The organism is Aurantiacibacter xanthus (assembly GCF_003584015.1).
GTDB classification, from domain to species: Bacteria; Pseudomonadota; Alphaproteobacteria; order Sphingomonadales; family Sphingomonadaceae; genus Alteraurantiacibacter; species Alteraurantiacibacter xanthus.
Genome location: NZ_QXFM01000020.1, coordinates 16,465 through 36,734, shown reverse-complemented (window position 1 = coordinate 36,734; position 20,270 = coordinate 16,465). Strand labels below are relative to the sequence as shown.

Below are 20,270 nucleotides of genomic sequence, written 5' to 3'. Positions count from 1 at the left end.
TATGGCCCGCCGAGGCCGCACATCGGGGGCATGACCAAGGAAGCCCCGCTACGCGCCGCCATCGTTCCCGTTACCCCGTTCGAGCAGAACTGTTCGCTGGTCTGGTGTTCGCAGACCATGAAGGGCGCGCTGATCGATCCCGGCGGCGATCTCGACAAGCTGAAGGACGCGGTTGCCCGCGCCGGCGTCACGCTGGAAAAAATCCTGATTACCCATGGCCATGCCGATCATTGCGGTCAGGCCGGAATGCTGGCCGAGGAACTGGGCCTGCCCATCGAAGGCCCGCACGAGGCCGACCGGTTCTGGATTGCGCGGCTCGACGAGGATGGCCCGCGCTTCGGCATGGAAACCCGTGTGTTCGAGCCGACCCGCTGGTTGAAGGATGGTGACACGGTCAGCGTGGGCGAGATCACCTTCGAGGTGATTCACTGCCCCGGCCACACTCCCGGCCATGTAGTGTTTTTCCACCGCGACACCAGCTTCGCCTTTGTCGGTGATGTGCTGTTTGCGGGCTCGATCGGGCGCACCGATTTTCCGATGGGCAACCATCAGGACCTGCTCGATGCGATTACCGGCAAGCTGTGGCCCTTGGGCGACAATGTCACCTTCGTGCCCGGCCACGGCCCGCACTCGACCTTCGGGGCCGAACGCCAGAGCAACCCTTATGTGGGCGACGCGGCGATCAGATAAGCCCGAAGGCGGCCAGCAGCGCAGCGATCGCCAGTCCCAGCAGCGGCAGGAAGGTCAGCGCCATTCCTGCCTGGCGCAAGGGGTTGGCGACCTCCGAATCCATTCCCAGCGCGTGACTTATCCGCGCCAGCAGGAAGACGGCGGCGGCAAGGGCAAGAGGCCATCCGCCATGGCCTGAAAGCTCAAGTCCAAGCACGAGGAGCAGTGCAAGTGGCGTATATTCCACGAAATTCGCCTGCGCGCGCATCCGCCTCATCAGCAGGGGATTGCCGCCATCGCCGTGAAGGACCGCATCTGAGAGACGCAGCCGGATGCAGCGCGACGCGAGCCACATGTTGATAAGGACGGCCAGACCGATTGCAGCGAGCGAGACGTGCAGTTGTGCCATTCTTGTGAATCCCCCGAGGTGAGCTGGCAATAATCCGCGCAAGCCGTGCTTGCAACATCGCCAGAAACCGGTATAGCGCGCGCCTTCGCCGCACTGCCAGGCATCTTCATTTCTCTCACGCTTGCGTGGGATGAATGCTTGGCCTAGTGCGCTGGCAACATTATTGATGATTTAAGGAACAGGTGCCGCCATGGCTGTCCCTAAGAGAAAAGTTTCGCCGCATCGCCGTGGCAATCGGCGCGCTCATGATTCGCTGAAGGTCGAGGCCTTCCACGAGTGCAACAACTGTGGCGAGCTCAAGCGCCCGCACAACCTTTGCCCGCACTGCGGCTTCTACAACGGTCGCGAGATCGTTTCGGTCGGGCTGTAAAGCCACCCACGAGTAACAGGGGTTTTCGGCATGAGTCTTCCGCGTATCGCGATTGATGCGATGGGCGGGGACGAGGGCGTGCGCGTGATGGTCTCAGGCGCGGCGCTTGCGCGTCGCCGTCATGAGCAGTTCAAGTTCTTGCTGGTCGGCGATGAAGCCCGCATCAGCAAGGCTCTTGAGGCGCACCCCAACATGCGGGAAGCGTCCGAAATCCTCCATTGCGAGGATGTCGTCGCTGGCGATGAAAAGCCCAGCCGTGCGCTCCGCCGGGCCAAGACCACGTCGATGGGGCTGGCGATTCAGGCGGTGAAGGACGGCAAGTGCGGCGCAGCTGTCAGCGGCGGGAACACCGGCGCGCTGATGGCGATGAGCAAGCTTGCCCTGCGCACCATGCCCGGCATCGACCGGCCGGCACTCGCGGCCCTCATGCCTACGCTTGAAGAGCACGACGTGATCATGCTCGACCTCGGTGCCAACACCGAGTGCGATGCGCGCAATCTCGTCCAGTTCGCGGTGATGGGTGCCGCCTATTCCCGCATTGTCTGTGCCAACGATGCGCCGCGCGTGCGGTTGCTGAACATCGGCACCGAAGACACCAAGGGCACCGAAAAGCTGCAGGATGCCAGTCACTTCCTGCGTGAAGCTACGGGCCTTGCCATGCGCTTCGAAGGCTATGTCGAGGCCGACAAGATCAACCGCGGCGATGTCGATGTGGTGGTGACCGACGGTTTCTCGGGCAACATCGCCCTGAAGGCGATCGAGGGCTCGGCCCGCTTCGTGACCGATCTGCTGAAGACGGCGTTCCGCTCGTCGATTCGCTCGAAGATCGGCTTCCTGATCTCGCGCCCGGCCACCGAGCTGCTGCGCCACCATCTCGATCCCAACAACCACAATGGCGGCGTCTTCCTCGGGCTTAACGGCGTGATCGTGAAATCGCACGGCAGCGCGAACGCGCAGGGCGTGGCCAATGCCGTAGCCGTGGCTGCGCGTCTGCTGGAAGACGATCTCACCACACGCATCGCGGCCGATCTCGCCGCGCTGGATGACGGCGCGTTGAAGGCCAATGGCACCACAACAGCGCAGGGGCAGCAATGATCCGTTCGGTTCTGATTGGCACCGGTTCGGCTTTGCCGGAACGGTGTGTCACCAACGACGAGCTGGCCGCCAGGGTCGATACCAGCGACGAGTGGATTCGCGAGCGTACCGGTATCCGGCAGCGCTATCTGGCGGGTGAGGGGGAAACCACCGCGAGTCTCGCTACTGCCGCCGCGCGTGCCGCAATGGCCGATGCAGGCGTTGAGATCGACGGCATCGACCTCATCGTGCTGGCCACCTGCACGCCCGATCAGACCTTTCCTGCCACTGCCACCAAGGTTCAGCATGCGCTGGGCGGAGCGGGCTTTCCCGCTTTCGACGTCGCGGCGGTCTGCTCCGGCTTCCTCTATGCGATGAGCACCGCCGATGCGATGCTGCGCGCCGGCATGGCCCGCCGCGCGCTGGTGATCGGCGCGGAAACCATGAGTCGTGTGCTCGACTGGGAAGATCGCACCACCTGCGTTCTGTTCGGCGATGGCGCGGGCGCTTTCGTGCTGGAAGCGCGCGAGGTGGCCGAAGACGGTCCCGGCATACTCGCCAGCCGTCTCCATGCCGACGGCGCGCATAACGAATTGCTCTATGTCGATGGTGGACCTTCGACCAGCACCATGGTCGGCCATCTGCGGATGAAGGGGCGCGAGGTGTTTCGCCACGCGGTGAAGAACCTGGCGGACGTGCTCGAAGAGGTGATGGCGGAGGCCAGGATCGACGCTACTGCGCTCGATTGGGTGGTGCCGCATCAGGCCAACCTGCGCATCCTCGATGCCACTGCGCGCAAGCTCGGGCTGCCGATGGAGCAGGTGGTGGTGACCGTGGATCGCCATGCGAACACCTCGGCGGCGTCGGTTCCGCTGGCTTTCGACGTGGCCCGTCGCGATGGCCGGATCAAGCCCGGACAGCTCGTCATGGTGGAAGCGATGGGCGGCGGCTTCACCTGGGGGGCATCCCTGCTGCGGGTGTGACGGAAAAAGCGGGGGAAATTTCCTGCGCTTTTCCTTGCTATCGGTTTGCCTTTGCCCCAAGAGGCGCTCGGGGTAGTCAACTGTAGCGATAGGATTGGGCGCATGGTAAATATGCGATCCGTCGGCACCCTCACCAGGGCCGATCTGGCAGAAACGATCAACCACAAGATGGGCTTCTCGCGGGCGGAGAGCCTCGCGCTGGTTGAGGAAATCCTCGCCAAGATGTGCGATGCGATGGCTGCCGGGCAGAATGTGAAGATCTCCGGTTTCGGCAGCTTCGTGCTGCGCGACAAGAAGGAGCGCATCGGCCGCAACCCGAAAACCGGTGTCGAAGTGCCGATCACTCCTCGGCGGGTGCTGACCTTCCGGGCCAGTCAGAAGCTGAAGGACAGGATCGCCTCGAGCTGATGAACGATATGCACGGACAGGTCTTTTTCAGCGATGGCAAGGCTCCGGGCGCGATGCGAACCATCGGCGAAGTCTGCGAAGCACTGGGCCTCAAGCCGCATGTGCTGCGATATTGGGAACAGCAGTTCCCGATGCTCAACCCGCTGAAGAGAAGTGGCGGGCGCAGGCTTTACCGCGCCGCGGATATTGCGCTGGTCCGTCGTATCGACAAGCTGGTCAATGAAGAAGGCTATACCCTCAAGGGCGCGCGCAGCGTGCTTGAGGGCAAGCAGCCCGATGCAGATGACACGGGTTCACGGCGGCGCACGTCCACGCGGAAAGCTCCGGCTGGTGACGATCTTCTGGGCGAATTGCAGGCGGTTCGCGCCAAGCTCGCCCGCAGCCTCGACAACTAGGCCAGTCGCCCTCAGCCTACGCCAAGCGGCCCCAGTTCGGGGTCGAGATCACGTGGCCGCGCGAAATGCACGATGCGCCCGCAGCCCGGCGCGCAGTCGGCCCAGCTGTCGATGGCGAGATCGAGCACGGCAAAGCCTGCCGTAGGAAATTTCGCCAGCACTTCGCCAAACAGCGCATTCTCGTTATTTTCTCCGACCAGATCGAGCGCGAGTTCCTGCAGGCCCGGGTTGTGCCCGGCCAGCATCACCGCTGCCGGATCGCCTTCGATCGCGGCAAGCAGGCTCATCAGGGTGGTGCTGTCAGCGAGATAGGCGGCGTCGATGAAATCGACCGGAATCTCCAGCGCGCTCGATTCGAGCGTCAGCCGGATGCGCTTGGCGGGGCTCGCCAGCATCCGATCCCATTTCGCGCCGTATTCGGAGATATGGCGGCCCATCAGCGCGGCCCCGCGCCGGCCACGCGCATTGAGCCCGCGGTCGAAATCGCGCAGGCTCATGTCGTCCCAGTCGGACTTGGCATGGCGGAACAGACCCAGCCGCTTCACCCTGGCCACTCTCCTTGCTCTGCCGCTGGCTGCGGCATGGTTGCATCGGGCGACAAAAGACCCTCTCCGAGCCGTTGTAAAGCGTCCTCAAGCGTCAGGCGTGTGACCGGGACGCCCGGCGGGAAGGCGGTCAGCAGGCGCGAGGGGAAAGCGGGCGAGAGCATCACGAAGTGGCCGAAGTCGTCGCGGCTGCGGATCAGCCGTCCGAAGGCCTGCGCGAGGCGGGCGCGGATCACGCGGTCGTCGTAGGCGCTGCCGCCGCCTGCCGCGCGGCGGGCGCGGTGCAGGATGCTTGGCTTGGGCCAGGGCACCTGCTCCATCACCACGCAGCGCAAGGACTGACCCGGCACGTCGACCCCGTCGCGCAGGGCATCGGTGCCGAGCAAGGAGGCGTGCGGATCGTCGCGAAAGATATCGACCAGCGTCCCGGTGTCGATCGGGTCGACATGCTGGGCATAGAGCGGCAGGCCTGCCCGCGCGAGCCGGTCGGCGATGCGGCCGTGGACGCTGCGCAGACGGCGGATCGCGGTGAACAGGCCGAGCACGCCGCCGCCGGTGGTCTCGATGATCCGCGCATAGGCTCCGGCGAGCGCGGCAAGGTCGCCCTTGGGCACGTCGGTGACGATGAGGATTTCGGCCCGCGCCGCATAGTCGAACGGGCTGGTGGCAGCGATCCGCTCGGGCGCGAGGCCGAGATGGGTGGCGCCCGAGCGCGCCACGGCCTCGTCCCAGTCCGGCCCCTCGGCACCGCGGTCGCACAGGGTGGCGCTGGTGAGCATCACTCCGTGTGCGCCTTCGAGCACAGTGTGGGCGAAGGGCTGCATCGGGTCGAGGAAGTGGCGGTAAAGCCCGACATCGTATTCGCGCGCATCGCCGCGCGCCACCGCCAGCCAGTCGACGAATTGCGGGTCGGTCGGGCCGCCCAATCGCTCGAGCATGGCCTGCCACGAGGCCAGCGTGTCGATCCGCCAGACCAGCGAATGGCGCGCACCCTCGATCCGTGCGCGGCCTTGCCCGTCGAGCCAGTCGGGGCCTTCCTCCAGCAGCGCCTCCAGCCTGAGGCCGAGCTTGATCAGCGGCTGGCGAATTGCGGCCAGCGCCGCCGCGCCCTCCTGCGCCAGCTCCACCAGCGGGCCGTCGAGCTGGGCGGCCTCGGTCTCGATGCCGTAGCCCGCTTCCTGCCCGCCGCTTTCGTCGCGGGCATAGGTGACCGCGCGGATCGCGCCGAGCAGCGTCTCGATCGGGCCGGAGGGGGCATTCTCGGCCAGCCGTTCGAGCCAGCCGGACCCGGGCAGGGCCTCGGCGGCATGGCGCGCTGCCTCCACCGCGTCTCCGGCCTCGTCGTCGTAGCTGGCGACATCGGCGAGCCTTGCGGACAGCCCGCGCCGCCTGCCCTTGGAGCCGCGCTCGGGGCCGATGATCCAGCGTCGCAGCTCTATCGCCTCCATCCCGCTGAGCGCGGCGGAGAAGGTGCTGTCAGCGGCGTCGAACACGTGGTGCCCTTCGTCGAACACGATGCGCGTGGGGCGCTGGGCGGTGTCTCTTCCGCGCGCGGCGTTGATCATCACCAGCGCGTGGTTGGCGATCACCAGATCGGCTTGGGCGCTGGCCCGCGAGGCGCGCTCGATAAAGCACTTTCGGAAGTGCGGGCACCCGGCATAGATGCACTCGCCGCGCTGGTCGGTGAGCGAGCGGATCGCGCGCTGGCGGAACAATGTGCCGAGCCAGCCGGGCAAATCGCCCCCGATCATGTCACCGTCCTGACTATAGGCGGCCCAGCGCGCCACCAGTTGCGCGAGGATTGCCGGACGGCCCGAGAATCCGCCTTGCAAGGCGTCTTCGAGATTGAGCAGGCACAGGTAGTTCTCGCGGCCCTTGCGCACGACCACCGGCTGACTGCCGTCGGGGCGTCGCTCGGGCCAGGCGCGGCGGCTTTCCTCGCGCAGCTGACGCTGAAGGTTCTTGGTGTAGGTCGAGACCCAGACCGTGCCGTGGGCGCTCTCCGCCCACAGCGAGGCGGGGGCGAGATAGCCCAGCGTCTTGCCAATGCCGGTGCCCGCCTGCGCGAGCAGCAGGTGCGGCTGGCCGCGCGCGGGGCGGGGCGCGAAGACATGCGCGGCCCCTCGCGCATAGAGCCGCTGGCCCTCGCGCCGCTCGGCCTGATTTCCCGTCAGTTCCTCAAGCCGCGCTTCGACCGCGTCCTCGGCCAGCGTGACCTGCGCGGGTTGCGGACGTTCGGGGGCTTCCTCCCATTCGGGCAGGCGCGCGAACAGCCAGCGTTCGGCGCGTTCGGGCCGGGCCACGTGGGGGCCAAGCACCGGAGCCCAGGTCCAGCGCAGCCGCGCCAGCGATTGCAGCACGCTCCACGCCCCCTCGCGCTCCGCCCAGTCGGGCGCTTCGCAGCGGGCGAGCAAGGCACCTGCGGCGCGCTGGAGAAAGGCGGGGACCTCGGCATCGCTGTCCGGTTCGTCCAGTTCCAGCGCATGGGCGAGCCCGCGCGGGGTCGGCACGCAGAAGCGCGCCGGGTGGACGAAGGCGAACAGTTCGAGCAGGTCCAGCCCCGAGAGGTCCGGGTAGCCCAGCCGCGTTGCCACCAGCGGCGCGTTGAGCACGAGGTTGGGCGTGTCGGCCGCCGCCATCACCGCCTGCCCGCGCCCGATCTGCGCGGTGTCGCCATGGGCGCCGCGCTGCCAGCAGCCCGAATGGCTCGCGTGCAGCGCGGGGAGGGGAAGCGGCTCGGCCATCAGGCAGACCCTAGCGGCAATCGGAACGAATGGTAAACGCCGGTTGCGCCTTTTTCGTCAGCTCTTGCGCTGTTCGCAGGTCCAGTTGACCGGATTGTTGGTATCGCCTTCGCCCTTGTAATGCGCGACCTTGGGCCAGGCACAATGCGGGCGGGTCATCGAGCCGTCGTCCCTCGTTCCGATCAGCCGGTCGGGCGCAGTGCCGCTGCTGGCCCATTCGTCCATGGCCCCAAGATAGTCGACCACGTCCGCGCCGGGTCCGCCGCGGCAGTGCGCCACGCCGGGGAGCAGGAAGTAGCGGAACTGGCTTTTCGCCTGCGTGTTCGCGCCGATCACCTGCAAGGCATAGTCGTTCGAGCCGACCGGGCTGGGGCCGGGATCGCTCTCGCCATGCCACAGCATCAGCTTGCCGCCGCGCCCGAAGAAGGCCGAAAGATCGGGGTTCTTCGCCTCATACATCTCGGCAAAGGGGCTGGCGCGCATGGCGAGATAGCTGCTGTTGTCGAAGCTCGCGAGGGTGGGGTGTTCGCCGTGTTCGAAGAACAGCGGGAACAGATTGCCAAGCCCGCCGCCGCCGGTGGCATCCTTGCCCGAGCCATCGGTGGCCATGAACAGCGACCAGCCGGCTTCGCCGCCCCGGCTCATCGGGAACATCGACCAGCTTTCGTCGGACGCGCGCTGGCCGGCATAGGCCTGCTTGAGCGCCGCGACCTGCTCGCCGCTGAGGCAGCTTTCGTCCTTGTCGCCGGTGCATTGCAGCCTGGCGGGATCGAACGTGCAGGCGCGCGGATCGTTGATCAGGCCGTCTTCCAGCCCGTCGTCGCCATCACAGGCAGCGAGCGCGGCGGTTTGCACCAGTTGCAGATCGGCGGGGCTGAACCCGGCGGCGCCGTTGTCGGTGGCGAAGGTCTGGTTGCGGAACACCGCGCTGGTCTGCACCTGCAAGGTATAGACCGGGGCTCCGGCGATAATCGCGTCGTAGTCCTCGGGGTAGCGCTGCGCCTCCATCAGCGCCATGCGCCCACCGGTGGAGCAGCCGTTGAAGTAGGCGCTCCGGTGTTCGGTGCCATAGAGGCTGGCGGCGACCCGTTTGCCCGCCACCGTCATCTCGTGGACCGCACGGTGGCTGAAATCCTCCGCCGCGACCGGGTTCTTGGCCACCCAGCCGTTGGCCCAGACATCGGTTCCGGCATGGCCGCCATCGGTCTGCATGGTGGCGAAGTGCCTGGCGAGGCCATCGCGTGCGGCCTCGATGGTGACGTTGCCCGCCCAGCCGCCGCCACCGATGCCCAGCAGCTTGCCGTTCCATTCCGCAGGCAGGCGGTAAACCACGCCGATCGACGAGCCTTCCACCGGCGCAAGCGTGGCGCTGATTTCGCAATGGGCGGGAATGCCCTCTGCCGCTTCGACCCAGCTGGCCTTGCCCTTGCCGGTGCCGAGCGTGGCCACATCGAAATTCTCGCAGGCGTCGGCGCTGGTAGCGATCATGCCCGACCCTTGCCCATCGGGATCACCCTGCGAGCAGGCCGACAGGGCCAGGGCGGCAAGGCTGATCGATGCGGCGAGTTTCTTCATGCGGTGCTGGTCCCAATCGCTGGCTCCCCCGCCGAGGCGAGGCGCTCATCCCGTTCGCACCAGCCAAGGCGGTGCCGGCTGGCGCGGGTTTCGGCGGCAGAAATGGCACACCTTACCCGCGAGGCCAACCCGGCTGAAACGCCAGGCGCCACTTTTAATTGGCAGCCGCCAATTTGCCGCTTTCCTCGTCCTTGCGCGCGCGTTCGAGCGGCAGGACTTCGGGGAACATATTGGTGACGATGGGGAAGGGGATGTCGATTTCCGCCTCATCCAACTCGCGCTTGATCGCGTAAACCACATCGCGGTGGACGATGAAGTGGCTTTCCTTGTCGGTATCGACCCACCAGCGCACGAGGAAGTCGATCGAGCTGCCGCCGAATTCGCGGGCATAGGCATCGACCGGCTTGTCCTTGTAGATGCCCTCGACCGATTCGAGGGCGCGCAGGATCGCGGCTTCCGCCTCGGGCAGGCTGCAATCGTAGCTGACGCCGACCATCAGGTCATAACGGCGCACCGGCTGGTCGGTGTGGATCTTCACCGCGTTCTTGAAGATCATCGAGTTCGGCAGGATCGTCAGCTCGCCCGAAAACTGGCGGATATGCGTTTCGCGCAGGGTGATCTTCTCAACCGTGCCGCTCACGCCGTCGGCATCGACCCAGTCGCCGATGTTCATCTTGTCGCGCAGCATGATCAGCACGCCGGCAAGGAAGTTCTCGAAGATGTCCTGAAAGGCAAAGCCAATGGCCAGCGCGCCGACGCCAAGGCCCGCGATCATCCCCGCCGGAGTGAAGCCGGGAATAGCCACTGCTGCGGCGATCAGGATGCCGACGATCCAGATCAGCAAGCGGACTGCCGTGGCGGTGAGGTTCTTCAGATCGGTGCGCACATTCGTGTGCCCGACGATGCGATCAGCGATCCGTACGGCAAATCTGGCGACTACCCAGGTCGCCATCAGTACGATGATGGACAATACGAGATTGGGCAGGATGGCGATAAACCCCATCCACATGGCTTCTACCTGGTCCGTGATCGTCTTGACGTAATTCAACTGCAACCCCTGTGATCGGTGGTGATTTCCTGAGTCTAACGAGGCGGCCATGGGCGAGTTCCGAAAAGGCTCGCCAGCAGAGGGCAAGATGGCCTTCGCGCTTGCGAAAACGCGTGTAATCCGCAAAGGGCCTTGGCCTATGTTTAGCCCCGATCTCATCGCTGCCGCCCGTTCGTCCAAAGCCTGGCCGTTTCAGGAGGCGCAGCGGCTCGCCAAACGCTTCCCGAACGGCAAGCCGGGTGGTGAGCCCGTGCTGTTCGAGACCGGCTATGGCCCGAGCGGCCTGCCGCATATCGGCACTTTTCAGGAAGTGCTGCGCACCACGCTGGTGCGCCGCGCTTACGAGATCGTCGCCGCCAGCGAAGACGGTACGCCTGCGCCCACGCGGCTGGTTGCCTTCTCGGACGATATGGACGGGCTGCGCAAGGTGCCCGACAATCTGCCCAATCGGGCGCTGCTGGAGGAAAACCTCGGCAAGCCTTTGAGCCGTATTCCCGACCCTTTCGAGAAGTACGAGAGCTTCGCGCATCACAACAATGCGAAGCTGCGCGAATTCCTCGATCAGTTCGGCTTCGACTACGAGTTCATCGCCGCCTCCGACCGTTACAACTCCGGCGGCTTCGACGAGGCGCTGAGGCAGGTGCTGCGCAAGTATGACGCCATTCAGGCGATCATGCTGCCCACGCTGCGCGAGGAACGCCGCCAGACTTATTCGCCCGTGCTGCCGATCAGCGCCAAGAGCGGGATCGTGCTGCAGGTCCCGATCGAAGTGGTCGATGCCGAGGCCGGGATCGTGCGCTTCGAGGACGAGGGCGAAGTGATCGAGCAGTCGATCCTCGGCGGGCAGTCGAAGCTGCAATGGAAGGTCGACTGGGCGATGCGCTGGTATGCGCTCGGCGTTGATTATGAAATGTGCGGCAAGGATCTGACCGATTCTGTCACCCAGTCGGGCAAGATCGTGCAGGTGCTCGGCGGGCGCAAGCCCGAGGGCATGATCTACGAGCTGTTCCTCGATGCCAATGGCGAGAAGATTTCGAAGTCGAAGGGCAACGGCCTCACCATCGAGGAATGGCTGACCTATGGCAGCGAGGAGAGCCTCGGGCACTATCTCTATGCCAACCCAAAGAGCGCCAAGCAGCTTCACGTGGGGGTGATCCCCAAGGCGGTGGACGAATACTGGCAGTTCCGCGCCGCGATCCCCGGTCAGGCGGTGGAAAAGCAGCTCGGCAACCCGGCCTGGCACCTGCTGCGCGCGGCGAGCCCCGATCAGGTCCAGCCGCCGCACGGCGCGGGCGACGGCCTGCCGGTGACTTTCGGTCTGCTGCTCAATCTGGTGGGCGTGCTGGGGGCCGGGGCGACCGACGAGCAGGTCTGGTCGTACCTGGGCAATTATGTCGAGAACGCCAGCGCCGAGAGCCACCCGGACCTCGCGCGGCTGGTCGCGGCGGCGCTGGCCTACAACCGCGATTTCGTCGCGCCGACGCTGTCGCGGCGGGCGCCGAGCGCGAATGAGGCCGAGGCCCTGCGGGCGCTCGATGCCTACCTCGCCGAGGTCGACCCGGCCACCAGCGCCGAGGATCTGCAAACGCAGGTCTACGAGATCGGCAAGCTGGAGCAGTTCGGGTTCGAGAACCTGCGCGACTGGTTCAAGGCGCTCTACGAGACCTTGCTCGGATCGGCGCAGGGGCCGCGCATGGGCAGCTTCATCGCGCTTTACGGGGTGGAGAACTCGCGCAAGCTGATCGCCGAGGCGCTGGCGCGGGCCTGATCGGTGCCAACTTTCCGTTCGTCCTGAGGAGGGTACGAACGGGCGTGAGGCTCAGGTCCAGCGCTTGGTGCGATACCACTTGGTGATCACATACTTGCAGCCCGTGATCACCGGGCGACCCGCGTGCAGCGTATCGAGATTGGTGTGCCCGTCGGGCTTGGCGTTGTTCCAGATCAGCAGCACGCCCGGCTTGGGCTCGATTGCGATATCCAGCTCGACAAAGTCGGTGGTGCCGCCGGCCTCGACCTCGTTCAGGAACGCCATGGTGGTGAAACTGCGCTGCCCGCCGCGCGACATTTCCAGATCCCAATAGCTGGTGTGCGGATGGAACCAGTCGCAGTGCGGCTGGAACTCCTGCCCCGGCATATAGCGCTGGCCCTGGATCGTCTCGCCGAACTCGGGGTCGATCCCGAGCAGGTCGTCGATCCGTCGGCTGATCTTGCGGATAAACGGATCGTTCGGATCGACATCGCCCGAATAGCTGGTGCGATAGCCTTCGGAATAGTCGACGTCGAACACCACCGAGGGCTTGGCCACGGCGTCGATCAGGCCCCGCATCTTCGCGCATTCCTCGGCGCTCATGAAGTCGCCCACGGCGAACAGCTCGGCCTTGTCGGTGGGCACCTTGTAGACGGTGGGGTTGGCCGCCAGCCGCTCGCGCACCTGCGCGCCGATGCGGCGCAGTGCGGGCAGGTCGGCGTTTTCGGCGTAGGGGCTGTTGGTCTGGGTCATCGCGGGCAATCTATTCCCAAGTCATGCGGCGAAGGCAAGCTCCGCGCTGATGCAGACAAGCCCCCCATCCGAAGATGAGGGGCTCGCATCGCCGGTCACTCGCTCCGGCCATGTGGGATAAGTTTCACCAGAAGAAGTCGTGGATCACGTCGACCACTTCGCCGGTGTACATATCGACCAGCAGCACGTCGTCGTAATAGCGGACCCAGCGATAGGGGCCGTAGACCTCGGGCAGGCGATACTGCCACGGGTCGTTGATCCAGTAGCGGTTCGCGTAGAACGGGCTGTCGAGCCGGATACCGATGTTCAGGCGACGATAGCTGTAGTTCCGATAGGGCGAATAGTAGCGGCCCAGCCGAAACAGGCTGTGGTTGTCGCGGCGATAGCGGTTCCAGTCATAACGCCGGTCGCGGCGCCAGTTCTGGCGGTTCCACTGGCGATAGTCGCGCCGGGCTTCGCGATAACGGTTGTTGTCGCGGTAGTCCCGACGATTGGTTTCGCGCCAGCGAGGGGTATCGCGATCCCGCCGATCATTGTCCTGCCAGCGGGGGGCATCCCGGTCCCGCCGCTCGTTGTCGCGCCAGCGGGTGTCGTTGCGATCGCGGCGATCGCTATTGGGCCAGCGGGTGTTGTTGCGCTCGCGCCAGTCGTTGACGTTGGGCGGGGCGTCGCGACGCGCTTCGCGGATGGTTTCGGCCGCGCGCCGGTCGCCCTGACGCTCGATGCGGTCGGCCCGCCGCTCGGCGCGGTTTTCGATCCGGGCCGCCTGCCGCTCGGAGCTACGGTCGATGCGGCGGGCTTCCTGACGCGCATCGCGCATCGTTTGCGAGGCGGCTTCCCGCTCCTGACGCCAGCCCGATGCAGAACGATTTCCGGCATTGCCGCGGTTGGCCTCACGGCGGTTCGTGCCCGAGCGGTCGGCGTTGGTGCCGCGATTGTTCGGGCGGTTCTCCCACTGGCGATCCTGCGCGGCCACAGGTGCGCTGAGCGCAGGCAGGGCCAGCGCAATGGCGACAGCGGCAAGGCCGCTCGATCTCAGTAGTCTGGCGATAAGCATGGTATGGCTCCCGTATGGACCATGCCGCCCGAGTGCCGCGGCGAGGTGTTTCATGACTGCGTTGTACCGATTCGGCCTGTCCGTTAACTGAACCGGCTGATAACCTTAACGTTCATCTGCGCGAAGGGCGCCGCCATGGGCGTGTCGCATTGCAACACCTGCGGTCTTTTTCGCCTGCAACTGGACGTCAGGCCGCACAGATCATAGAGCGGGCCCATGCATCCATTCGTTTCGCTCGCTCGCTGGCTCGGCAAGAAAGTGCCGGACGATCTCGGGCGGGTTGACGACTGGGCCAGGCGGGTGGCGACAATCGTTTCGGCGGTGCTGATCGGGCTGGTGGCGCTGGTCTTCGCCAATGCGGGCGACCGTGCGCAAGATATGTTCCTCGAACTCACCGCGAAACACAGCTGGCTGCCGCTGGTGCTGACGCCGGTGATGTTCGTGCTGATCGCGCTGCTGACGCGCAAGCTGGCGCCAGAGGCGCGCGGCTCGGGCATTCCGCAGGTGATCGCCGCTGCGCGTCACCCCGATAGCGAGCAGACGCTGAAGCTGGTGTCGCTGCGCGCGGCGGTGGCCAAGATGGTGCTGACCGTGCTGTCGTTGTTCGGCGGGGCCTCGGTCGGGCGCGAGGGGCCGACCGTGCAATTGGGCGGGGCGGTGATGGTGGCCGTGCACCGTGCCTTGCGCGTGAAGGTGAGCGCCGGGGTGCTGATCGCGGGCGGCGCGGCGGGCGTGGCTGCGGCTTTCAACACCCCGCTGGCGGGGATCGCCTTCGCTATCGAAGAGCTGGCCGTGGCCTATGAGCAGCGGGTGGCGGTGCTGGTGATGGGTGCGGTGATGATCGCCGGCCTCACCGCGCAGGGGTTGGCGGGCAACTACATCTATTTCGGTGAGATCGAAGGCTCGCTGCCGGTGACCTCGATCCTGATCGCGGCTCCGCTGGCGGGGCTGGTGGGGGGCATTCTGGGCGGGCTGTTCTCGCGGCTGATGCTCGCCATGCGCGGCCCCGATGGGCGCTGGACTGCGCGGCTCGGCAAGCGGCCGCTGGTGACGGCCCTGATCTGCGGGATCATCGTGGGCGTGCTGGGCTTTCTCACCGCCGGGCAGGTCTCGGGCACCGGGTACGAGGCGACGCGGGCGCTGCTGGCGGGCGAGGAGGGTGACCTGTGGTTCGGCCCGGCCAAATTCGTCGCCGCGCTGGCGACCAGTGTGAGCGGCATTCCCGGCGGCATCTTCGCGCCGTCGCTGGCTGCGGGCTCGGGCTTCGGGCAGCTTTTGACCGTGCTGTTCCCGAGCGATCAGGCGGGGCTGATCGTGCTGATGGGGATGGCGGGCTATTTCACCGGGGTGGTGCGCGCGCCGCTGACCACGGTGATTATTCTCTCGGAGACCACGGGCATGAGCGGCGCGATTGTGCCGCTGTTCGCCACCGCGCTGATCGGCGACTGGGCCGGGTCTAAGGTGTGCAAGGAGCGGCTTTATCACGCTCTGGCAAAGGACTTCCTGCCGAAGGGCGAGGCTAAGGCTTTATAAGCTTCACCCCGGATCAGGTCCGGGGCGACGGATTTAACTGAGCACAACGTCATCCCGGCCTTGCGCCGGGATCGGGCTATTCTTCGATCTAACGCAGCGATAGCTTTGCCGCATGGAAAAGGGCGGCTGGGTCTACATCATGGCAAACCGCTATCGGGGCGGGATGTATGTCGGGGTTTCGGCTGATCTTATTCGGCGGGTTCACCGGCACCGGACGGGCGAAGGCTCAGCACATGTGGCTGAGCGCGATAAAACAATGCTGGTGTATGCCGAACGTCATGAGGAGATCGAACAGGCCATCGTTCGCGAAAAGCGCATCAAGCGCTGGCGGCGCGAGTGGAAGTTTGCGCTGATCGAGGAGGAAAACCCCGACTGGCGTGACCTGTGGGAGGTTTGGTTTTCGAAAGAGTAGCCCAGCCCCGGCTCAAGGCCGGGGCGACGAGATAGAGAACGTACCACTTTACGTCGCCCCGGACCTGATCCGGGGCTGGGCTTAAACTCAGCGCGTCAGCTTCTTGTACGCCACCCGGCTCGGCCGGTCGGCTGCATCACCCAGACGGCGGCGCTTGTCTTCCTCGTAGGCCTCGAAGTTGCCTTCGAACCACTCGACGTGGCTGTTGCCCTCAAAGGCCAGAATGTGCGTCGCCAGACGGTCGAGGAAGAAGCGGTCGTGGCTGATCACCACCGCGCAACCGGCGAAGTTCTCGATCGCCTCTTCCAGCGCGCCCAGCGTTTCCACGTCGAGGTCGTTGGTCGGTTCGTCGAGCAGCAGCACGTTGCCGCCCTGCTTCAGCATCTTGGCCATATGCACGCGGTTGCGCTCACCGCCCGACAGCTTGCCGACGTTCTTCTGCTGGTCCGCGCCCTTGAAGTTGAACGCGCCGACATAGGCGCGTGTGCTCATGTCCTGACCGTTGACCTTCATGTAGTCGAGACCGTCCGAAATCTCCTGCCACACGTTGTTCTTCGGATCGAGGTGATCGCGGCTCTGGTCGACATAGCCCAGCCGCACGGTCGAACCCATTTCGACTGTGCCGCTATCGGGCTCTTCCTTGCCGGTGAGGATCTTGAACAGCGTCGACTTGCCCGCGCCGTTCGGCCCGATCACACCGACGATCCCGCCCGGCGGCAGCATGAACGAAAGATCTTCGAACAACAGCTTGTCGCCATAAGCCTTCGAGATGTTGTTCACCTCGATCACCTTGCCGCCGAGCCGCTCGGGCACCTGAATGACGATCTGCGCCTTGCCGATGCCGCGGTTGTCCTGGCTGTTCTGCAGCTCCTCGAACTTGCGGATACGCGCCTTGCTCTTGGTCTGGCGGGCCGAGGGGGTCTGCCGGATCCACTCGAGTTCGCGTGCCAGCGCCTTCTGCTTGCCGCTTTCCTCGCGGCTTTCCTGCTCAAGACGCTTGGCCTTCTTTTCGAGGTAGGTCGAGTAGTTGCCCTCGTAGGGATAGTAGGAGCCCCGGTCGAGTTCGAGGATCCATTCGACCACGTTATCGAGGAAGTAGCGGTCGTGGGTGATCATCAGCACCGCGCCGGCATATTCCTTGAGGTGGTTTTCGAGCCACTTCACGCTTTCGGCGTCAAGGTGGTTGGTCGGTTCGTCGAGCAGCAGGATCGAGGGCTTCTGGATCAGCAGCCGGGTGAGCGCCACGCGGCGCTTTTCACCACCCGAAAGATCGGTGACGGGCCAGTCACCCGGCGGGCAGCGCAGCGCTTCCATCGCCACTTCGAGCTGGTTGTCGAGCGTCCAACCGTCGACCGCGTCGATCTTGGCCTGCAGGTCGCCCATTTCCTCCATCAGCGCGTCGAAATCGGTGTCGTCCTTGGGGTCGCCCATTTCGGCCGAGATGGCGTTGAAACGCTCGACCAGGTCGGCCACTTCGCGTGCGCCGTCCTTGACGTTTTCGAGCACGGTCTTGCTCTCGTCGAGTTCGGGCTCCTGTTCGAGATAGCCGACGGTGATGTTCTCACCCGGCCATGCCTCGCCGGTGAAGTCCTTGTCGATGCCGGCCATGATCTTGATCAGGGTCGACTTACCCGCGCCGTTGGGGCCGACGATGCCGATCTTGGCGCCCTGATAGAACTGGAGATTGATATTCGAGAGCACCGGCTTTTGCGCACCGGGGAAGGTCTTGGTCATGTCCTTCATGACAAATGCGTATTGGGCGGCCATCTGGGGTCCTTCGAGCTCGGTGTTATCGGGGAATGAGTTGGGGCGCGAAATAGGGGCAGATCGCCCGCTCGGCAAGGTGCTTGCGCAGGGTGGGCTGTGCGGTCTATTTGCATGTGGTGTCAAATGAAACCATATCACCTCCGCGCGACCGGACCCGCCACACTCTGCTGGAGGATGCCTATGCGCTGGTGACGGGTGCATGGCTGATCGCTTTCGGGCTGGTACTGATGAAGGCTGCGGGGCTCGTCACCGCGGGCGTGGCCGGGTTGGCTCTGCTGGCGAGCTATCACGTGCACATGGGGGTGGGGCTGCTGTTCTTCCTCATCAACATCCCGTTCTTCCTGATCGGACTGATGAAGCTGGGCCGTCCGTTCATGCTGCGCACGATCATCGCCTGCGGCCTGATCTTCATCTTTGCCGCCATTACCCGCAATTCGCTGGAAATCGCGAGCATTCACCCGGCCTTTGCGGCACTGGGAGGCGGCACCTGTGCGGGGTTCGGGCTGCTGGCGTTGTTGCGGCACAAGACGGGCGTTGGCGGGGTCAACATCATTGCCGTGTGGATGCAGAACTCGCGCGGATGGAGCGTGGGGCGGATGCACATGGCGCTCGATGCGGCGATCCTGCTGGTGGCGCTGACCTCGCTCGATCTGGCTGCCTTCGGCTGGTCGGTTCTGAGCATGGTGGCGATCAACATGATCCTCGTCGCCTGGCACCGTCCGGGCCGCTATACCGGGCATTAGGCTTGCCCTTACCGATCTGCGCCGTGTTAAAGAGGGGCAAACGGTAAAGGGAGAGTCAGTCTTGGGTAGAAGCGCGCTTGTAGCCACGGTCGCACTGTTGCTGGCGTCCTGTGCGAAGGACATTCCGGCCCCTGAGCTGCAAAGCCGGGTGGTGCCGATCATCGAGGATGACGGCATCGCCTTCCGCGATCTCGACCGCGATGGTGAACTGACGCCTTACGAGGATTGGCGCCTCACTCCTGCCGAACGCGCTGCCGATCTTGCCGGGCGCATGACGCTGGAGGAAAAGGCGGGGCTGATGATCGTCGCCACGTTGCCGGGCAATGCGCCTCCGGGAGAGCCTGCCACCGGCTACGACATCGCGGCGCTGACCGAGGCCATGGGCAAGACCCGCGCGACCCACTTCATCTCGCGCCTCGCCACCGAAAACCGGGCGCTGGCCGAGGCCAACAACGCGGTGCAGGAAGCGGCTGAGGGGCACCGGCTCGGCGTGCCTGCGCTGATCATGACCGACCCGCGCCACGGCTATACCGAGCTGGCCGGAGCGAGCGTGGCGGGTGGGCAGTTCAGCCAGTGGCCCAACGGCGTGGCCTTTGGCGCGCTCGACGATCCCGACTTTGCCCGCAGCTATGCCGAACTGGTCCGCGATGATTTGCGCGCGGTGGGCTTTGCCATGCTGCTCGGGTCCCAGATCGACCTTGCGAGCGAACCGCGCTGGCCGCGCAACTTCGATACGCTGGGGGAAGACGCGAAGGTTTCCGGGCGCGTGGCGCGGGCTCTGGTCGAAGGCTTGCAGGGCGGTGCGAGCGGCGTGCAGCCGGGCGGGGTGGCGGCGGTGATCAAGCACTTTGCCGGCTATTCCGCCTCGTCGACCGGGTTCGATGCGCACAACTATTATGGCCGGATGGCGAAGCTGAACATCACCGAGTGGCAGCAGGCGATCATCCCGTTCACTGCCGCGCTGGAGGCGAAGCCCTCGGGCGTGATGCCGGCCTATTCGATCATCGAGGAGCTGGAACTGCGCGGCCAGAAGCTGGAGCCGGTGGGCGTGGCCTACCAGAAGGTGATCGTCACCGACATCCTGCGCGACCAGCTCCATTTCGATGGCGTGGTCCTGTCCGACTGGGCCATCACCAACGATTGCAACGAACGCTGCATCGAGGGTTCGCCGGAGGGCGAGGCACCCAGCTTCGCCGATATTTCCACCGGCTGGGGCGTGCAGGAGCTGACCCGGCCCGAACGCTTCGCCAAGGCGCTCGATGCGGGGGTCGATCAGTTCGGCGGGGTCGACGATCCCGCGCCTCTGCTTGAGGCGGTGCGGCTGGGGCTGGTGAGCGAGGAGCGGATCGACGCATCGGTCCGCCGCATCCTCAAGCAGAGCTTCGAACTGGGCCTGTTCGAGAACCCCTATGTCGATGCGGCGCGTGCCGAGGCCGAGGTCGGTACGGCGGAAGAGAAGGCGCGCGGGCGCGAGGCCATGGCGCTAAGCATGGTGCCGCTCGAAAACGATGGCTCGCTGCCGGTGCAGAAGGGCGCAAAGGTGGTGCTGTTCGGGCTGTCGGATGAGGCGGCGGAAGCGGCGGGGCTGGTGCCGGTGAGCGATCCTGCCGAGGCCGACTTTGCGATCCTGCGCACCCGCAGTCCGTCGGAAATGCTGCACCCCGGCTATGTGTTCGGGGCCATGCATCAGGAGGGGAGCCTTGCCTTCCCCGAGGATCACGAGGCGCTGCAATTCATGGCCAGCCTTCCCGAAGGCTTGCCGCTGGTGGCCGATGTGCAACTGGACCGGCCCGCGATCCTCACCCCGTTCCGCCCTCGCGCGAATGTGCTGCTGGCGAGCTTCGGCGCAAGCGATGCGGCCTTGCTCGATGTGCTGACCGGTGCGGTGACCCCGCGCGGCAAGCTGCCGTTCGAACTGCCGGTGTCGATGCAGGCGGTGGAGGCGCAGCGCCCCGGTGCTCCGGCCGATAGCGCGGCACCGCTCTATGCGCTGGGCTATCGCTGGCAGGCGCCTGAGCGATAGGTCTCGCTGCCGCGC

General features: G+C 65.4%; 19 protein-coding genes. 11 read left to right on the top strand and 8 right to left on the bottom strand.

What is annotated here, in order from left to right; genetic code table 11:
• The first annotated feature begins 30 nt into the window (after positions 1-30).
• Positions 31-690, top strand: a complete 660-nt coding sequence (locus D2V17_RS02795) for an MBL fold metallo-hydrolase (protein WP_119591617.1) — start codon at positions 31-33, stop codon at positions 688-690.
• On the opposite strand, the gene D2V17_RS02790 is transcribed toward D2V17_RS02795, so the two are convergent.
• Positions 683-1,078, bottom strand: coding sequence for an MAPEG family protein (locus tag D2V17_RS02790; protein WP_119591616.1), 396 nt, complete (start codon positions 1,076-1,078; stop codon positions 683-685). The genes D2V17_RS02795 and D2V17_RS02790 overlap by 8 nt on opposite strands.
• A gap of 190 nt (positions 1,079-1,268) precedes the next feature.
• Here D2V17_RS02790 and rpmF point away from each other — a divergent pair, with 190 nt between their 5' ends.
• The 5 genes from rpmF to D2V17_RS02765 all read left to right on the top strand — a co-directional run bounded on the left by rpmF (position 1,269) and on the right by D2V17_RS02765 (position 4,308).
• The gene (gene rpmF, locus D2V17_RS02785; protein WP_119591615.1) at positions 1,269-1,448 is read left to right on the top strand and encodes a 50S ribosomal protein L32; all 180 of its coding nucleotides are present in this window, start codon (positions 1,269-1,271) and stop codon (positions 1,446-1,448) included.
• A gap of 30 nt (positions 1,449-1,478) precedes the next feature.
• Positions 1,479-2,543 carry a phosphate acyltransferase PlsX gene (plsX, locus tag D2V17_RS02780; protein ID WP_119591614.1) on the top strand — a complete coding sequence of 355 codons (1,065 nt, stop codon included), beginning with the start codon at positions 1,479-1,481 and terminating at the stop codon, positions 2,541-2,543.
• Positions 2,540-3,505 (top strand): beta-ketoacyl-ACP synthase III, encoded by a 966-nt coding sequence (locus D2V17_RS02775; RefSeq protein WP_119591613.1) that lies wholly within the window; start codon positions 2,540-2,542, stop codon positions 3,503-3,505. Before plsX ends, D2V17_RS02775 begins: the two co-directional genes overlap by 4 nt.
• Positions 3,506-3,616: 111 nt before the next feature.
• A complete protein-coding gene (locus D2V17_RS02770) occupies positions 3,617-3,913 on the top strand; it encodes an integration host factor subunit alpha (RefSeq protein WP_119591657.1) in 297 nt (98 codons plus the stop codon).
• Positions 3,913-4,308 (top strand): MerR family transcriptional regulator, encoded by a 396-nt coding sequence (locus D2V17_RS02765; RefSeq protein WP_119591612.1) that lies wholly within the window; start codon positions 3,913-3,915, stop codon positions 4,306-4,308. The genes D2V17_RS02770 and D2V17_RS02765 overlap by 1 nt, the downstream gene beginning before the upstream one ends.
• An 11-nt stretch (positions 4,309-4,319) precedes the next feature.
• Here the strand turns inward: D2V17_RS02765 and D2V17_RS02760 are convergent, their stop codons facing one another.
• The 4 genes from D2V17_RS02760 to D2V17_RS02745 all read right to left on the bottom strand — a co-directional run bounded on the left by D2V17_RS02760 (position 4,320) and on the right by D2V17_RS02745 (position 10,220).
• Positions 4,320-4,862 (bottom strand): SixA phosphatase family protein, encoded by a 543-nt coding sequence (locus tag D2V17_RS02760; RefSeq protein WP_342767825.1) that lies wholly within the window; start codon positions 4,860-4,862, stop codon positions 4,320-4,322.
• Positions 4,850-7,597, bottom strand: coding sequence for an ATP-dependent DNA helicase (locus D2V17_RS02755; RefSeq protein ID WP_119591610.1), 2,748 nt, complete (start codon positions 7,595-7,597; stop codon positions 4,850-4,852). The genes D2V17_RS02760 and D2V17_RS02755 overlap by 13 nt, the downstream gene beginning before the upstream one ends.
• 57 nt (positions 7,598-7,654) lie before the next feature.
• On the bottom strand, positions 7,655-9,172 hold the full coding sequence (locus D2V17_RS02750; protein ID WP_119591609.1) for a tannase/feruloyl esterase family alpha/beta hydrolase: 1,518 nt from the start codon (positions 9,170-9,172) through the stop codon (positions 7,655-7,657).
• 154 nt (positions 9,173-9,326) lie between these two features.
• Positions 9,327-10,220, bottom strand: coding sequence for a mechanosensitive ion channel family protein (locus D2V17_RS02745; RefSeq protein ID WP_119591608.1), 894 nt, complete (start codon positions 10,218-10,220; stop codon positions 9,327-9,329).
• Between the two features lie 139 nt (positions 10,221-10,359).
• Here D2V17_RS02745 and D2V17_RS02740 point away from each other — a divergent pair, with 139 nt between their 5' ends.
• Positions 10,360-11,988: a lysine--tRNA ligase gene (locus D2V17_RS02740; RefSeq protein ID WP_119591607.1), complete on the top strand. Its 1,629-nt coding sequence runs from the start codon at positions 10,360-10,362 to the stop codon at positions 11,986-11,988.
• Between the two features lie 51 nt (positions 11,989-12,039).
• On the opposite strand, the gene D2V17_RS02735 is transcribed toward D2V17_RS02740, so the two are convergent.
• Both D2V17_RS02735 and D2V17_RS02730 read right to left on the bottom strand, forming a co-directional pair.
• Positions 12,040-12,720, bottom strand: coding sequence for a prolyl hydroxylase family protein (locus D2V17_RS02735; protein WP_119591606.1), 681 nt, complete (start codon positions 12,718-12,720; stop codon positions 12,040-12,042).
• Positions 12,721-12,844: 124 nt separating this feature from the next.
• Complete coding sequence (locus D2V17_RS02730; protein ID WP_119591605.1) at positions 12,845-13,777, bottom strand: RcnB family protein; 933 nt, start codon at positions 13,775-13,777, stop codon at positions 12,845-12,847.
• 216 nt (positions 13,778-13,993) lie between these two features.
• Between D2V17_RS02730 and D2V17_RS02725 the strand changes: the two genes are divergently transcribed.
• Positions 13,994-15,310, top strand: a complete 1,317-nt coding sequence (locus D2V17_RS02725; protein WP_119591604.1) for a chloride channel protein — start codon at positions 13,994-13,996, stop codon at positions 15,308-15,310.
• A gap of 112 nt (positions 15,311-15,422) precedes the next feature.
• Complete coding sequence (locus D2V17_RS02720) at positions 15,423-15,722, top strand: GIY-YIG nuclease family protein (protein WP_119591603.1); 300 nt, start codon at positions 15,423-15,425, stop codon at positions 15,720-15,722.
• An 87-nt stretch (positions 15,723-15,809) separates the two neighbouring features.
• Here the strand turns inward: D2V17_RS02720 and ettA are convergent, their stop codons facing one another.
• Positions 15,810-17,489 carry an energy-dependent translational throttle protein EttA gene (gene ettA, locus D2V17_RS02715; protein ID WP_119591602.1) on the bottom strand — a complete coding sequence of 560 codons (1,680 nt, stop codon included), beginning with the start codon at positions 17,487-17,489 and terminating at the stop codon, positions 15,810-15,812.
• 116 nt (positions 17,490-17,605) lie between these two features.
• Between ettA and D2V17_RS02710 the strand changes: the two genes are divergently transcribed.
• Both D2V17_RS02710 and D2V17_RS02705 read left to right on the top strand, forming a co-directional pair.
• Positions 17,606-18,232, top strand: coding sequence for a YitT family protein (locus tag D2V17_RS02710; protein ID WP_147367202.1), 627 nt, complete (start codon positions 17,606-17,608; stop codon positions 18,230-18,232).
• A gap of 61 nt (positions 18,233-18,293) precedes the next feature.
• Positions 18,294-20,255 carry a glycoside hydrolase family 3 protein gene (locus tag D2V17_RS02705; protein WP_191229043.1) on the top strand — a complete coding sequence of 654 codons (1,962 nt, stop codon included), beginning with the start codon at positions 18,294-18,296 and terminating at the stop codon, positions 20,253-20,255.
• Positions 20,256-20,270 lie beyond the last annotated feature (15 nt).